A 13,859-nucleotide genomic window follows, 5' to 3' on the forward strand; every position below is an offset into this window, starting at 1 on the left:
CCTAGTCCTCCTGTCCTGTAATCATCCCGCTGATCAGCTGATAGCCCAGCAGGTCGTTCATATCATAAGGGTCGCGCACGAGTGGCTCAGATGCGTCTCTAATCCTGCGCAAAAGCTCTTTTTCTGTGAGATAAAGCCCATCAGCCTCTTCAAGCGAGATCCGCTCAAACCAAAGTTCGGCCCCCGCATTCGCCTGCGCAATTCGGGCAATATCCTGCGGGATCACAGCGCCAATCCGCGGATAGCCCCCCATGGTCTGATGCTCGGCCAAAAGCACAAAAGGTTCGCCTTGCCCCGTCATCTGGATATCGCCCAAAACAATCACTTCAGAAACAATCCCAAGCTGCCCCTCAGCCGAAAAAGGCACGCCGTCATGCTCAAGCTTGGCCGCCTGTCTGTTCGCATGTCCACTTTTTCTAAAGCGCGTCGCCTCGAAAGCGGCCAACATCTCTTCGCTATAAAGCCCTGTCTGCGGCCCCGTCACAAAGCGCAGCCGCCCGCCATCAAACCGCGCATCTGGCTTTAAGCGGCGCGGCGGCGCACCCGCCTTAGCGTCTGCACCCAGCGGCAGGACAGTGCCCGAGACAAGCGCTTGCCCAAGCCCGCCTGTAAAGTGCGTCGAACGACGACCTAGCGCAAAATCAGTCTCTATTTCTCCGCCAAATGCAATATATCCGTAAAGTCCCCGCCCCGTGGGGCGCATGCTTAGTATCTCGCCAGCCTCAAGACTATGGCTCGCACCCCACTGAAGCGCACGGCCATCCACTTCCGCCAGCATCGGCGCACCCGTCAGCGCAACACGCTGCGGCGCACTCACACTCAGCCTCACAGGCGCACTCGGCAGCTCAACAGCGCAGATATCAAGCCCCTGCCCCAGCAGCGCCGCCGCTTCAAGCAGCGCACTACGGTCCATCGCTCCACCGCGCGACAGCCCAAAGCGCAGATAGCCTTCGCGCCCAAGGTCTTGCAGGCTCGCGTTCGGACCAATCTGATGCAGCGTCAGCTCAGGCATCACGTCGCCTCCTCAAGCTGCGCGCCACCCATAGGATCAGTCTCTAACATGGCCCAATCATGCTCAGAAACAGCCGGAAAGAGCAGCTCATCCCCTGGCCTCAGCACAAAGGGCTGCGGCGCATCAGGTTGAAACAGCTTCAGATGCGTGGTCGCAATATGGCGCCAGCCTGTCGGCGTCTCATTGGCAAAAAGGTTGAACTGCCTCACAGCCAGCACAAGCGCGCCCTGCGGCACACGGGGGCTCAGCGCGGTCTGACGCGGCACATCCCAGCGTTCAGGCAACATCCCAAGATAAGGCTGCCCAGGTGCAAACCCGATCGCCAGCACCCGAACACGCGCAGCACTCAGTTCGCGCACAGCAGCCTCTTCAGTGACACCGACAAGCTTGGCCACTTCGCCCAGCTGCGGCCCCGCCGCCCCGCCATAAAGCGTCGGCACACGCCAGAGCCTCGGTGGCGCCGCGCTCGCTGCAGTCAGCCAGTCGCGACTGTCGAGCAACGCTTGCAAGCGCAGCACAAGATCCGCACGCGCGATCCGTGTCACATCAAAGCGCACAAAAACAGACGCCAGCGCCGTCGAAATCTCAACAATCCCCGCGACATCCTCCGCCTCAAGCGCCGCCGCAAAGCCGACAAGCGCCCGATTCGCCGCGTCATCAAGACGGTCGGCAAAGCGCACAAGATAGCCCTCGGTCCCGATCGGCGCGATATGCGGCAGCTCAGCCATGGTTTTCCTTTACGAAACTTTAAGACCCCAATCTCACGCATGATGTCGCAATTGAAAAGCGCTTATCCGCAATCCGGCCCATGGCTTTCATCAACTGGCCCCACTATGCAGATGAAAAGGAGCGCCCATGGCCGAAATCTGGCAAGGCATCACAGCCGCCTTCTGGCTGATCGCCACATTTGACGCCGATCTTTACGAGATCGCGGCGCGCTCGTTGCTTGTCACATGCTCGGCTGTGGCGCTTGCAGCACTTGTTGGCCTGCCGCTGGGCGCGTGGCTCGCTGTCTCGCGTTACCGCTTTCGCCGCCTTGTCATAGCCCTGCTCAACGCGCTCATGGGCTTGCCGCCTGTCGTCGTCGGCCTTGTGGTCTATCTATTGCTGTCGCGCTCTGGCCCCTTTGGCGTCATGGGGCTGCTCTTTACACCTTGGGCCATGATCATCGCGCAGGTCGTCATCCTCACGCCGCTCATCGCCAGCATCGCGCATCAGTCCATCCGCGATCTCTGGGCCGAGTATCATGACCTGTTGATTTCCCTCAATACAACCCGACCGCAGCGCATCAAAACACTCCTCTGGGATAGCCGCCGCGCGCTTCTCACGGCCGCGCTCGCTGGCTTTGGCCGCGGTATTGGTGAAGTCGGAGCGATCATGATCGTCGGCGGTAATATCGACCATGTCACCCGCGTCATGACAACAGCCATCGCGCTCGAAACCTCCAAGGGTGATTTTGCGCTCGCCATAGGCCTCGGCTTTGTCCTTATAGGAGTCGCCGTCGCAGTCAATCTCGCGCTGCACATGCTCTCTGGCACAGAGGTACGCGACAGATGGTAAATATCCTGCCCCTTTTTGTCCAAAGCGCCTCCGTCAAGAAGAACGGCACATGCCTTCTTGGCCCCGTCGATCTTGAGCTTGGCGAGGCGGGCCTCACCATTGTCCTTGGCCCCAACGGCGCGGGCAAGAGCACACTTCTACGCTTGCTTCACGGGCTGGAAAAACCATCCGAGGGCCGTGTCCGCTTTGCTGCACCACGTGCCGAGACTTATGCACAGCAAGCCTTTGTCTTTCAGACGCCCGTGATGCTGCGCCGTACAGTGCTCGGCAATCTGACATATCCGCTCACTGCCCACGGAACGAAGCGCGCCGAAGCTCAAAAACAGGGTCTAACTTGGCTTAAAATCATCGGTCTTGCTGGCCACGAGCACCAACGCGCCAGCCAGCTTTCGGGAGGCGAGCGCCAGAAACTCGCCCTTGCCCGCGCCCTGATCCGCGCGCCACAGCTGCTCTTTCTCGACGAGCCCTGCGCCAACCTTGATGGCGCCTCCACGCGTGATATCGAAGGGCTTATTCTCAAAGCCCGCGAGACCGGCACACGCATCCTCATGGCAACGCATGATCTCGGCCAAGCCCGCCGCCTTGCCACAGATGTGCTGTTTCTCAACAAAGGCAAAGTCACAGAAGCCGCCAGCGCCGACAGTTTTTTTAGCAGCCCTCAAACCTCAGAGGCACAAGCCTTCCTCAAAGGAGACCTAGTTATATGATCCGTTCCCTCTTTACCGCCGCTGCGCTGTTTGCATCGGCAGGCGCCCTCGCCGCCGACACACTCAAAATGGCGGTAACGACCTCGTTTCACAATTCGGGCCTCTCTGATGTCCTCCTCCCAGAGATCCAGAAGGACCTCGGCCTTGAAGTCCAGCTCATCGTTGTTGGCACAGGGCAGGCGATCCGCCTCGGTGAAGCAGGTGATGTCGATGCGATCCTTGTGCATTCGCGCAAAGCCGAAGAGAAGTTCCTTGAAGGCGGCTACGGCACGCACCGCCGCGAGATCATGTATAACGATTTCGTCCTTGTCGGCCCCTCTGATGACCCCGCCAAAATCGCAACAACCAAGACAGCCAAAGATGCCCTGGTGGCCATCGCCGAGGGCCAAGCCCCTTTCGCCTCACGCGGCGACGACAGCGGTACACATAAGATGGAGATTGCCCTCTGGACAACTGCAGGCATCGACGAAGCGCTGCGCAGCCCAAGCTGGTATAATGAAGCTGGCGCAGGTATGGGCGCGACCCTCAACACAGCTGCAGGCCTCAACGCCTATGCCCTGACAGACCGTGCAAGCTGGCTCAACTTCGGCAATAAACAGTCTCTAACACTGCTCTTTTCGGGCGATCCCGTGTTGTTCAACCAATATGCCTTTCTTCCTGTGAGCCCCGATATGCATCCCCACGCAAACACCGAAGCAGCGATGAAGCTTGAAACCTGGCTGACAAGCGCCCGCGCAGCAGATTTGATCAACAGCTACACAATCAATGGCGAAACCCTCTTCACGTTCAACGCAGATCGGATGCTCAAAGTCGCCGAATAAGCGCTTTGCACTCCTACAGAGCCTCGCCTAAAGTGAGGCCCTGTTCCGGAGGCGCATATGGTCGGTTATCTCACTCTCATTCTGTCTTGTCAGCTTCTCGGCGAGGTCATTGTCGGCGCACTTGGTTTGCCTGTGCCTGGCCCTGTGCTTGGCATGGCGTTCCTCTTCGCTTTTCTGCTCATTCGCGGCCATGTACCCGACGCCCTCGGCGCAACAGCTGACGGCCTTCTGCGCAATATGTCGCTTCTGTTTGTGCCCGCGGGCACGGGCGTGATCATGCATGTCACGCTTTTGTCCGAAGCGCTCGTCCCGCTCTCTCTCGCCGTCGCCATAAGCACCTCCGCTGCCATTATCGTGACGGCTCTGATGATGCGTGTCCTAAGCAAAGGGGCCCCCAATGAATAATCTTGCCGAAACATGGGTCTATCTCTCCGCCTCCCCGCTCTTTCATCTCACGCTCACCCTTGCCGCATTTCAAATTGCGAGCTTTGTGTTTGAAAAAGGCGGGCGCAATCCGCTGCTCAATCCAGTGCTTGGCGCGGTCGCCCTTGTTGTGGCTTTACTCGCGCTCACGGGAACAGATTACTTCACATATTTTGAGGGCGCCCAGTTCGTGCATTTCCTTCTTGGCCCCGCCACAGTTGCCCTCGCGATCCCGCTGTACCGCCAGTGGCATCATGTGCGCGCATCGTGGCTCGCCATCGGCGCCAGCATGCTCACAGGCTCGCTTGCTGCTATCATAACGGCTGTGGCAACGCTCTGGTTCGCAGGCAGCTCCGAAGCGCTCATGGCCACGATCGCGCCCAAATCAGTCACAGCCCCCGTCGCGATGGGCATCGCCGGAGAGCTGGGTGGATTGCCCTCGCTCACGGCCGTCCTTGTCATCGTCTCGGGAATTTTCGGCGCCATGTTCGGCCCGCTGCTGCTCAATCTGATCGGCGTCAAAGACTGGCGCGCCCGTGGCCTCGCCATCGGCACAGCCAGCCATGGCATAGGCACAGCCCGCGCGCTTCAAGTCAACGAAACAGCCGGCGCGTTTTCTGGCCTCGCCATGGGTCTCAATGCAATGGCAACAGCGCTCTTGCTGCCGCTGCTATGGGGCCTGTTCTTCTAGCGCTCCCGCGCGGCCATCATCTCGTGGACAGCCTCCATACCGCGTTCGACCATCGCGCTCACTTCGGCCGCATGGGTGTGAAGCGCGGCAACAACTTCGGGGTCATCCGAGGTCTGGATCACAATAATCCCGTCCTCAGTCACGTCCATCTCGGTCACAATGCTCGCACGTCGCTCAAACAAAATATCAAGTGTAGGTGACTGAATAATCACCTCAGGGTCGCGCCCCATATCGACACGGTCAATCATCCCTATCACGTGGCTGGTGACAATACCCATGAGCTCTTCATCTTCCGCAAAAGTCACGGTGCGGATGCCATTGGGCAGGTTTTCAACAGTGCGTGTGATCTCCTGAAAACGGCGGAACATGACGGCAAGCTCTTCGCTTTCCTCTGCCGTCGCATCGCGCCCCTTCAGGCCGGGCATATTGGTCATGTCGTGCTCGGCGTGCATCCCGTGTGCGCCATCTGTGCCGTGCATTTTCGCGTGCATCGCCGCATGCGCATCATAGCCCCGCATCTGCGCAAACCAGAAGCCAATAGCCATCGCCAGAAGCACAGCAACAAAGCCCCAGAACAGTTTTGATTTCACGACATTCGGCATCATAGCCCTCACTGGTTAAACACACGGCTCGGGTGCAATTCACCCGCTTTATATATGCCCACGGCCACAGCCCTGCCGTCAAGGCTCGCCCAGCATTCGTCTCCGTATTCCGCATCACTGGCAAAAACCATTCCAGGGTTGCCGTTGCGCAGCTTGGCCGCGCCTTCTGCGGTGGCTTTTACTTCGGGCAAGTCCTCAAGTCCCATCTCAAGCGGCTGGATATAGCTCTCAAGTTCTGGCGTCTTCGCCATTTCTTCAATCTGCTCATAGCTCAGGCCTTTTTCCGCTTCAAACGGTCCAGACCAGACCCTACGCAGGCGCAGAACATGCCCCTTACAGCCGAGCGCTTCGCCCAGATCCCGCGCGATAGAGCGCACATAGCCGCCTTTGCCACAGACCATTTCCAGCCGCACATGGTCAGCGTCCGTACGCTCCACCATGGTCAGCTCATCCACATACAAAGGCCGTGCTTCAAGAGTCACATCCTCGCCCGCACGAGAAAGCTTATAAGCGCGCTGCCCGTCGACCTTAACGGCGGAAAACTTCGGCGGAACCTGTTCGATATCGCCGACAAATTTCAGCAGCGCTTCCTTGATCTCTTCGTCTGTTGGCCGCGCCTCCGAGGTGGCAATCACTTCGCCTTCAGCGTCGTCGGTATTGGTCGCTTCGCCAAGCTTCACATCAAACACATAGGCCTTCAGCGCATCGGTGATGAAAGGAACCGTCTTCGTCGCCTCCCCCAGCGCCACGGCCAAAACGCCTGTCGCCTCGGGGTCAAGCGTGCCAGCATGGCCCGCCTTGGCAGCACCAAGCGCCCAGCGCACCTTGTTCACCACAGCGGTTGATGTCGGCCCCGCAGGTTTATCCACCACGAGCCAGCCCGAAATATCGCGCCCTTTGCGTTTGCGTCCCATGCGTCTTCCTTAAGTAAAAATGCGCCCTAGCCCAGTGCCGCGCAGGCGTCAATCAGCCGTTTCAACAACGCCCACAATCGGCCCAAGCAAAAACCCCGCATCCGCGCGGTTCAGTTCAGGCGCGTAAATGCGACTCACATTGCCGTCAAAGTATAGCGCTTGGGGTAGTTTGAGCCCGTCGCGCACAAATAAACCCATCTCATAAAAGGTGACCCGCTCGTTTGAGATGATAAAAACAGCGCGCCCACCGTCCTCAGACGTTGCAACGCCGTTTCGGACATAGCGGCTGTCACTGTCGCGCAGAAACCGCGGGTGCAAGGCCCCATCAATCACAAGCATCGGACCGCTTTGCGTCGCATGCCTGCAGTCAGGAGCCTCACGCAAAAAGCGCTTCGTTTCGACGACATCGGCGCGTCCTGCCTGCACACAAAACACACCGTTCGGGAGCAATCCAAAGTTACCTGGCCCCGCATTGGGAATCACCCGCATCAGCTCTTCGCCGTTTTCGCGGTAATGTCCCACAGGCGAGCGATCTTCGTGATACATTCCCGCGTTCATAGCAAAGCCAAGGCGCTGGCCCTGCGCCTTCAAGCGATCATCCACAGTGAAAAATTGTCCCAAGAGCTTGCCGTTCTCATCCTTGAGAAAAAGCCTGATCTCTTCTTGCGCCGGATTTGCCTCGCAGATCGTATAAGAGCGCCCGTCAAAGCTTCGGTCTTCACAGCTTGTCGCCAAGGCGGGCTGCGCAGCAAAGCTCAGCAACAGCGCCAAAGCGCAGGCGGCTTTAGTCGTCCAAGTCACGCTTCACCTCGTCGCGCGAAAACATCTCGCGCGTGGCATCCATCTGATCAAACGTCTCATCCAGACGAAAGCGCAGATCAGGCGTATACTTCAAGCCGACTTTCTTGCCGATCAAACGGCGCAACTCGTGCTTGTTGCGCGCCAGAAAAGCCACAGCATCGTCGCGGCCAACGCCACCAAGCGGCATTACATAGGCCGTTGCGATCTTTAGATCGTTCGAACAGCGCACCTCGCCCACGGTGATATAGAGGCGGTTCAGGTCAGGATCATGAATATCCCCTTGCGCCAATACCTGCGCAAGCGTGCGGCGAATAAGCTCGCCCACCCGCAATTGTCTTTGTGTGGGGCCTGCCCCGTCTTGAAAACTGTTCTTTCCCATAAGCCTCCCCTAACCTCTCAGCAAGGTTTTGCCAAGCGTCCATGGCTGCGCTATGAGCAGACACAGAAGAATTTATGAGAGCACAGATATGTCTGACCTGCCAGGAATCGTTATCACAGGAGCCACGGGCCGCATGGGCCAAATGCTCGTCAAAACAGTCGTCCAGTCTGGCAAGGCCCGTCTCGTCGGCGCCATTGAGCGCGAAGGCAGTGAGGCCATCGGGCAAGATATCGGCACGCTCTGCGGCCTCGGCCCTCTCGGCGTCCTCGTTGAAAGCGACCCGCTGCCAAGTTTTGCCCGCGCCCAAGCGGTGATTGATTTCACAGCGCCTGCAGCAACGCTGGAGTTTGCCGCCCTCGCAGCTCAGGCCCGCGCCGTTCATGTGATCGGCACAACAGGCATGACGGATGCCGAAATAGAGCAGCTCGCCCCTGCCGCACTCCACGCCGTGATTATCCGCGCAGGGAATATGAGCCTCGGAGTCAATCTGCTGACACAACTTACAAAAAAGGTCGCCGCCGCACTTGATGAAGACTACGACATCGAAGTGATCGAAGCCCACCACAACCAAAAAGTCGATGCCCCCTCAGGCACGGCGCTGATGCTCGGCGAAGCCGCCGCCGAGGGCCGTGGTGTCTCGCTCAAAGACGTATCTGATTCAGGTCGCGACGGTATAACAGGCGCACGCAAGCGCGGCGATATTGGTTTCTCTGCCATCCGCGGCGGCGATATCGTCGGCGAGCATGACGTCATGTTCGCCGCTATGGGCGAGCGCATCATCCTGCGCCACATTGCCTCTGATCGCTCGGTGTTCGCCCGTGGCGCGCTCAAGGCCGCGCTCTGGGGCCAAGACAAATCCCCCGGCCAATACGACATGATAGACGTGCTCGGCCTGTAAAAAGGGCTTAAACACCCGTTCTTTTTCTGTCCAAAATATTCTGGGGGTCTGGGGGCAAAGCCCCCAGTGGGGCGCAATCCCTCTTTAAAAGTCGATAGCGATGCCCTTTTTCTCCCAGTCGCCGTAGCGTGCAGGGTCGGGGCCGTCGCGCCCGCCCAGCTCTTTGGGCCGCGCCTCAAGTTCTGCTTCGCGCGCGATACGTCGCTCTTCCGCTTCAGCCAATGCGCGTTTTGCGGCCTCTGGTAGCTCTTTCTTGTCTGACATCAGATATTCCTTTCAGGCTCGCCCTGATATATGCCCCAAGCAACCCAATGCCAAGGATGCCCTATGCCAACCCCCCGTCAAGCCGCGCTTTCTATGCTCAATCAGGTGCTTGCAGAAGGCCGCCTCATGTCCGAGCCCGCCGCCCTGCGCGCGCTGGAAGGGCTCGATGCCCCCTCAAAAGCCCGCGCTCTGCGCCTCGCCAACGAGACCCTGCGCAACCTTGAGCGCGCCGACAAGCTTCTCAAGCCACATCTGCGCAAAGAACCCGCGTCCTATGTGATGAATCTTCTGCGCCTCGCCACAATCGAACTCGCCCAAGGCGGTGATGCCCATGGCGTCGTCAATGAAGCCGTGGCCCTCCTTAGCAAACACAAGAAATATGGCGCCATGAAAGGGCTGGCCAACGCCGTCCTGCGCAAAATCGCGGCTGAGGCTGTCGAAAAGATCAAGATCCTGCGCGCGCCACGCCTGCCCAAGTGGCTGCGCGGCCCCCTGACAGAGGCTTATTCCTCCGAAATCATGGGTCAGATCGAACTCGCTCACCTCGCAGGCGCGCCACTCGATATCTCAGTCAAATCCGACGCCCCTGCATGGGCCGAAAAACTTGGCGGGACGCTCACGCCCTTTGGCTCCATCCGTCTCCAAGATGCAGGACAAGTGACGGCGCTCGCAGGCTTTGAGGCAGGCGAATGGTGGGTTCAAGACACTGCCGCCGCACTCCCGGCGGCTCTGCTCAAAGCCAAGATGGGCGAAAAAGTGCTCGACATGTGCTGCGCACCGGGTGGCAAAACCATGCAGCTCGCCGCCACGGGCGCCACCGTCACAGCGCTTGACGCCTCCGAGAGCCGCCTTGCGCGCGTGCGCGAAAACCTGACGCGCACAAAGCTTGCTGCGACACTCCTCTGCGAAGATGCACTCACTCATGAAGGCACATATGACGCCGTTCTGCTCGATGCGCCCTGCTCCGCAACAGGCACGATACGCCGTCACCCCGACCTGCCCCATGCCAAAACTGGCGAAGAGTTTGGCGCGTTGATCGAGCTACAGGCCCAGATGCTTGCCCACGCCGCTGGTTTGGTCAAAAGCGGTGGCCGCCTTGTGTTTTGCACATGCTCCCTGCTGCCCGACGAGGGTGAGGTTCAGGTCGAGGAGTTTCTTGATATGCACCCCGACTTTACAGCCGATACATCCGTGCTCGCCCACAAAGGGGTCGATCCCGCGTGGATCACAGAAGAGGGCGGCCTGCGCCTGCGCCCCGACTATTTTAACGAGATCGGCGGCATGGATGGCTTTTATATGGCTGTGCTGAATCGCGCCTAATTCACTCTGCCCGCATTTGTATGGTGACCGACGCGGCCTTGCGGTGTAAGCTTGCCTCTCAAGTCGCCGCAAGAGCGCATGAGGCAGTGAAGTATGTCAAAGCAAGACCCGCTCAGCGCATTTTTCGCGCGAATGTTCAACAAGATCGCCGCACGCTCGGGGGCGTTCTCCTCCGCGCCCACAGCATTTGTCTCCTCTCCTGAGCCCCGTACCATAGGGCTTTATGCCCGCGGCAAGCAGCTGGTCGCAGGCAATTACCTCTTCGCAGGGCAGCTCCTCTCTGGCGCGCGCCTTGAGTTCTGGGACCTGCCGCAAGCCAGTCCAGAGTTTCAGGCCGAGGCCCAAGGCTTCGCATGGCTGGATGATCTAGCCTCAGTTGGTGATGCCTCCGCGCGTCAGGCTGCGCAAACTTGGGTCTGGCAATGGCTTGAGCGCTACGGCCGTGGCAAAGGCCCGGGCTGGACGCCCGATCTCACAGGCCGCCGGCTCATCCGCTGGATCAATCATGGCTTCTTTCTGCTCCAGAACCGTGAAAAAGAGCAATCCGATCTGTTCTTTCGCTCCCTCGCGCATCAAACACGCTTTCTCGGCAAAAGATGGCACGCCGCCCGCCCTGGAATTGCACGATTTGAGGCGCTCTCGGGCCTGCTTTACGCCGCCCTCTCACTGGAAGGCATGGAGCGCTTTATCGCCCCCGCGCAAAAGGCTCTGTCACGCGAATGCGCCAGCCAGATAGACAGCATGGGCGGCCTGCCCACGCGCAATCCTGAAGAGCTCTTAGAGGTTTTCACCCTCTTGTCATGGTCCGCCCTCGCCCTGCGCGAAACGGGCCACCCCGTCACGCCAGAACATGAGACAGCGCTCCTGCGCATCGCGCCCACCCTGCGCAGCCTGCGCCATGCTGACGGTGGCCTCGCCCGCTTCCACGGCGGCGGCAAAGGTATCGAAGGCCGCCTTGAGCACGCCCTCGCCGCCTCAGGCGTCAAAGCCGGTGCACCAGAGGGGCTGTCGATGGGTTATGCGCGCCTCTCTGCGGGCCGCACAAGCCTGATTGTAGATGCCGCCCTGCCGCCACAAGGCCGCGCCAGCCATAATGCCCACGCCTCCACGTTAGCGTTTGAGCTCACATCAGGCCGCCGCCCGCTCATCGTGAGTTGTGGCTCTGGAGCATGCTTTGGGGCCGACTGGCGCCGCGCTGGCCGCGCCACACCCTCCCACAGCGGGCTCTGTATCGAAGGCGTTTCCTCTTCTCGCCTCACCAACACTGCCCGCGACGGAACCGAACTAATCTCCACAGGACCAGCCCATGTTCCGATCGAAATCAGCTCCGCCCCCGATGGCCTACGCTTTCAAGGCGGGCATGACGGCTGGTTGCGCACCCACGGGCTAACCCACGCCCGCACCCTTGAACTCACAAGCGATGGCCGTGGCCTCGCGGGCGAAGACATGCTCTTTGCCGTCGAGGAAGCAGATAAAGTCATATTTCAAAAAGCCCTCGCGCGCGGCGTCGATGCTGGGCTGCTCTTCCAGATTCGCTTTCATCTTCATCCAGAGGTCGATGCGGCCATTGACATGGGCGGCGCGGCGATCTCGCTGGCTCTGCGCAGTGGCGAAATCTGGGTTCTACGCTGTGAGCCAAACGCCGAGCTGAGCCTTGAACCGAGCGTTTATCTGGAAACTGGCCGCCTGAAGCCACGTGCGACGAAACAAGTCGTTCTATCTGCCCGCGCAATGGAGTATGCCACGCGCATCCGCTGGTCGCTGGCCAAGGCGCATGACAGCGCCATAGCCATCCGCGATGTCCAGCGCGACGAATTAGAACTCTAGTTAGGACTGCTGCCACATGACATCTCCCGCTCTCGCCCCGCTCAACCGCGCGCTTCTTTCCGTCTCCGACAAAACGGGCCTCGTTGAGCTGGCCACAGCCCTCGCAGCACGCGGTGTCGAGCTTCTGTCCACAGGCGGCAGCGCCAAAACCCTGCGCGACGCGGGCCTTGATGTAAAAGATGTAGCAGAGATCACAGGCTTCCCAGAGATGATGGACGGCCGCGTCAAGACGCTTCACCCGATGGTCCACGGCGGCCTCCTCGCCCTGCGCGACAACGCGACCCACGTTGACGCCATGACAACCCATGGCATCGGTGCAATTGATCTCTTGGTCGTCAATCTCTACCCTTTTGAGGCCGCGCTCGCCCGTGGTGCTGACTATGACGAGATGATCGAAAACATCGACATCGGCGGCCCCGCCATGATCCGCGCCGCCGCGAAAAACCACAGCTTCGTCACAACAATCGTTGATGTAGAAGACTATTCAGCGCTTCTGGCCGAGCTTGACGCCAACGATGGCCAGACAAGCTATGCCTTCCGTCAGCGGCACGCCCAGATCGCCTATGCCCGCACAGGCGCCTATGATGCCGCCGTCTCCACATGGATGGCTGGCTCAATCGGTGAAGAAACCCCACGCCGTCGCGCTTTTGCCGGAACTCTGGCACAAACGCTGCGCTACGGCGAAAACCCGCATCAGCAGGCTGCTTTTTACAAAGACGGATCTTCGCGCGCAGGCGTCGCAACTGCGACCCAGCACCAAGGCAAAGAGCTGAGCTACAACAACATCAACGACACAGACGCCGCCTTTGAACTCGTAAGCGAATTCGCCCCCGAAGACGGTCCCGCTGTTGCGATCATCAAACACGCCAACCCTTGCGGCGTGGCCCGTGGCGATACGCTTCTTGAGGCTTATTCCCGCGCCTTTGATTGCGATCGCACCTCGGCTTTCGGCGGTATCATTGCGCTCAACGGCACACTTGACGCTGCGACAGCGTCAGAAATTTGCAACATCTTCACAGAAGTTGTCATCGCACCCGATGCCACTGAAGAGGCCCGCGCCATCTTCGCCGCGAAGAAAAACCTGCGCCTCCTCACAACAGGTGCGCTGGCAGATCCACGCACTCCACAGCTCTCTTATCGTCAGGTTGCAGGCGGGCTTCTGGTACAGGACAAAGACACTGGCCACATCACACGCGATGACCTCAAAGTCGTGACAAAGCGCGCGCCTTCCGAGGCGGAACTGGCCGATATGCTCTTTGCATGGACTGTCGCCAAGCATGTGAAATCAAACGCAATTGTATACGTTAAAGACCGCGCAACCGTGGGCGTCGGCGCAGGCCAGATGAGCCGCGTAGATAGCTCCACTATTGCCGCGCTCAAAGCCGCGCGCATGGCTGAAGAGTGCGGCTTGCCACAGAGCCTCGCACAAGGATCTGTTGTGGCATCTGACGCGTTCTTCCCCTTCGCGGACGGTCTTCTTGCCGCCGCAGAGGCGGGTGCAACAGCCATCATCCAGCCTGGTGGATCAATGCGCGACGACGATGTGATCAAAGCAGCAGATGATGCTGGCTTGGCAATGGTCTTGACCGGTATGCGCCATTTCAGGCACTAGAAGGCAGAGGTCAAAACAGAGCGGGAAA

General features: G+C 59.5%; 16 protein-coding genes. 9 read left to right on the forward strand and 7 right to left on the reverse strand.

The genetic code is table 11. The features are described from left to right. Position 1 precedes the first annotated feature (1 nt). Complete coding sequence (locus DSM117340_RS14225) at positions 2-1,012, reverse strand: urea amidolyase (RefSeq protein WP_354689732.1); 1,011 nt, start codon at positions 1,010-1,012, stop codon at positions 2-4. Further along, complete coding sequence (locus DSM117340_RS14230; RefSeq protein ID WP_282058375.1) at positions 1,012-1,740, reverse strand: allophanate hydrolase subunit 1; 729 nt, start codon at positions 1,738-1,740, stop codon at positions 1,012-1,014. The genes DSM117340_RS14225 and DSM117340_RS14230 overlap by 1 nt, the downstream gene beginning before the upstream one ends. 127 nt (positions 1,741-1,867) lie before the next feature. Between DSM117340_RS14230 and DSM117340_RS14235 the strand changes: the two genes are divergently transcribed. Genes DSM117340_RS14235 through DSM117340_RS14255 form a run of 5 tightly spaced genes read left to right on the forward strand, consistent with a single transcriptional unit; the run spans position 1,868 to position 5,214 of the window. After that, positions 1,868-2,572: an ABC transporter permease gene (locus tag DSM117340_RS14235; protein WP_354689733.1), complete on the forward strand. Its 705-nt coding sequence runs from the start codon at positions 1,868-1,870 to the stop codon at positions 2,570-2,572. After that, the gene (locus DSM117340_RS14240; RefSeq protein ID WP_354689734.1) at positions 2,566-3,279 is read left to right on the forward strand and encodes an ATP-binding cassette domain-containing protein; all 714 of its coding nucleotides are present in this window, start codon (positions 2,566-2,568) and stop codon (positions 3,277-3,279) included. Before DSM117340_RS14235 ends, DSM117340_RS14240 begins: the two co-directional genes overlap by 7 nt. Beyond that, entirely contained in the window at positions 3,276-4,100 is an 825-nt protein-coding gene (locus tag DSM117340_RS14245; protein WP_354689735.1) for a substrate-binding domain-containing protein, read from the forward strand. The genes DSM117340_RS14240 and DSM117340_RS14245 overlap by 4 nt, the downstream gene beginning before the upstream one ends. A 57-nt stretch (positions 4,101-4,157) precedes the next feature. Next, positions 4,158-4,505, forward strand: a complete 348-nt coding sequence (locus DSM117340_RS14250) for a CidA/LrgA family protein (RefSeq protein ID WP_354689736.1) — start codon at positions 4,158-4,160, stop codon at positions 4,503-4,505. Beyond that, positions 4,498-5,214: an LrgB family protein gene (locus DSM117340_RS14255; protein ID WP_089893146.1), complete on the forward strand. Its 717-nt coding sequence runs from the start codon at positions 4,498-4,500 to the stop codon at positions 5,212-5,214. Before DSM117340_RS14250 ends, DSM117340_RS14255 begins: the two co-directional genes overlap by 8 nt. Here the strand turns inward: DSM117340_RS14255 and DSM117340_RS14260 are convergent. The 4 genes from DSM117340_RS14260 to rbfA are packed head-to-tail and all read right to left on the reverse strand — an operon-like array spanning position 5,211 to position 7,910. Further along, positions 5,211-5,819 carry a hypothetical protein gene (locus tag DSM117340_RS14260; RefSeq protein ID WP_245724454.1) on the reverse strand — a complete coding sequence of 203 codons (609 nt, stop codon included), beginning with the start codon at positions 5,817-5,819 and terminating at the stop codon, positions 5,211-5,213. The two genes, DSM117340_RS14255 and DSM117340_RS14260, sit on opposite strands and share 4 nt — an antisense overlap. Positions 5,820-5,824: 5 nt before the next feature. After that, the gene (gene truB / locus DSM117340_RS14265; protein WP_089893149.1) at positions 5,825-6,730 is read right to left on the reverse strand and encodes a tRNA pseudouridine(55) synthase TruB; all 906 of its coding nucleotides are present in this window, start codon (positions 6,728-6,730) and stop codon (positions 5,825-5,827) included. A 48-nt stretch (positions 6,731-6,778) separates the two neighbouring features. After that, positions 6,779-7,465, reverse strand: coding sequence for a phosphodiester glycosidase family protein (locus DSM117340_RS14270; protein WP_354690040.1), 687 nt, complete (start codon positions 7,463-7,465; stop codon positions 6,779-6,781). A 49-nt stretch (positions 7,466-7,514) separates the two neighbouring features. Continuing rightward, positions 7,515-7,910, reverse strand: coding sequence for a 30S ribosome-binding factor RbfA (gene rbfA / locus DSM117340_RS14275; RefSeq protein ID WP_089893155.1), 396 nt, complete (start codon positions 7,908-7,910; stop codon positions 7,515-7,517). Between the two features lie 88 nt (positions 7,911-7,998). Here rbfA and dapB point away from each other — a divergent pair, with 88 nt between their 5' ends. Then, complete coding sequence (gene dapB / locus DSM117340_RS14280; RefSeq protein WP_354689737.1) at positions 7,999-8,808, forward strand: 4-hydroxy-tetrahydrodipicolinate reductase; 810 nt, start codon at positions 7,999-8,001, stop codon at positions 8,806-8,808. A gap of 84 nt (positions 8,809-8,892) precedes the next feature. Here dapB and DSM117340_RS14285 read toward each other — a convergent pair whose 3' ends face one another. Continuing rightward, entirely contained in the window at positions 8,893-9,072 is a 180-nt protein-coding gene (locus DSM117340_RS14285; protein ID WP_273498560.1) for a DUF1674 domain-containing protein, read from the reverse strand. Positions 9,073-9,135: 63 nt separating this feature from the next. On the opposite strand from DSM117340_RS14285, the gene DSM117340_RS14290 reads away from it, so the two are divergent. The 3 genes from DSM117340_RS14290 to purH all read left to right on the forward strand — a co-directional run bounded on the left by DSM117340_RS14290 (position 9,136) and on the right by purH (position 13,831). Next, a complete protein-coding gene (locus tag DSM117340_RS14290) occupies positions 9,136-10,392 on the forward strand; it encodes an RsmB/NOP family class I SAM-dependent RNA methyltransferase (RefSeq protein WP_273515035.1) in 1,257 nt (418 codons plus the stop codon). Positions 10,393-10,485: 93 nt separating this feature from the next. Further along, entirely contained in the window at positions 10,486-12,219 is a 1,734-nt protein-coding gene (locus tag DSM117340_RS14295; protein WP_273515054.1) for a heparinase II/III family protein, read from the forward strand. 16 nt (positions 12,220-12,235) lie between these two features. Further along, entirely contained in the window at positions 12,236-13,831 is a 1,596-nt protein-coding gene (purH, locus tag DSM117340_RS14300) for a bifunctional phosphoribosylaminoimidazolecarboxamide formyltransferase/IMP cyclohydrolase (RefSeq protein WP_273496787.1), read from the forward strand. Positions 13,832-13,859: the final 28 nt, after the last annotated feature.

Origin of the sequence: Lentibacter algarum (genome assembly GCF_040580765.1) — a bacterium.
Taxonomy (GTDB): domain Bacteria; phylum Pseudomonadota; class Alphaproteobacteria; order Rhodobacterales; family Rhodobacteraceae; genus Lentibacter; species Lentibacter algarum.

Coding starts and splice junctions, on each gene's coding strand:
- DSM117340_RS14225 (WP_354689732.1), bottom strand. CDS start 1,012: ATGCCTGAGCTGACGCTGCATCAGATTGGTCCGAACGCGAGCCTGCAA.
- DSM117340_RS14230 (WP_282058375.1), bottom strand. CDS start 1,740: ATGGCTGAGCTGCCGCATATCGCGCCGATCGGGACCGAGGGCTATCTT.
- DSM117340_RS14235 (WP_354689733.1), top strand. CDS start 1,868: ATGGCCGAAATCTGGCAAGGCATCACAGCCGCCTTCTGGCTGATCGCC.
- DSM117340_RS14240 (WP_354689734.1), top strand. CDS start 2,566: ATGGTAAATATCCTGCCCCTTTTTGTCCAAAGCGCCTCCGTCAAGAAG.
- DSM117340_RS14245 (WP_354689735.1), top strand. CDS start 3,276: ATGATCCGTTCCCTCTTTACCGCCGCTGCGCTGTTTGCATCGGCAGGC.
- DSM117340_RS14250 (WP_354689736.1), top strand. CDS start 4,158: ATGGTCGGTTATCTCACTCTCATTCTGTCTTGTCAGCTTCTCGGCGAG.
- DSM117340_RS14255 (WP_089893146.1), top strand. CDS start 4,498: ATGAATAATCTTGCCGAAACATGGGTCTATCTCTCCGCCTCCCCGCTC.
- DSM117340_RS14260 (WP_245724454.1), bottom strand. CDS start 5,819: ATGATGCCGAATGTCGTGAAATCAAAACTGTTCTGGGGCTTTGTTGCT.
- truB (WP_089893149.1), bottom strand. CDS start 6,730: ATGGGACGCAAACGCAAAGGGCGCGATATTTCGGGCTGGCTCGTGGTG.
- rbfA (WP_089893155.1), bottom strand. CDS start 7,910: ATGGGAAAGAACAGTTTTCAAGACGGGGCAGGCCCCACACAAAGACAA.
- dapB (WP_354689737.1), top strand. CDS start 7,999: ATGTCTGACCTGCCAGGAATCGTTATCACAGGAGCCACGGGCCGCATG.
- DSM117340_RS14285 (WP_273498560.1), bottom strand. CDS start 9,072: ATGTCAGACAAGAAAGAGCTACCAGAGGCCGCAAAACGCGCATTGGCT.
- DSM117340_RS14290 (WP_273515035.1), top strand. CDS start 9,136: ATGCCAACCCCCCGTCAAGCCGCGCTTTCTATGCTCAATCAGGTGCTT.
- DSM117340_RS14295 (WP_273515054.1), top strand. CDS start 10,486: ATGTCAAAGCAAGACCCGCTCAGCGCATTTTTCGCGCGAATGTTCAAC.
- purH (WP_273496787.1), top strand. CDS start 12,236: ATGACATCTCCCGCTCTCGCCCCGCTCAACCGCGCGCTTCTTTCCGTC.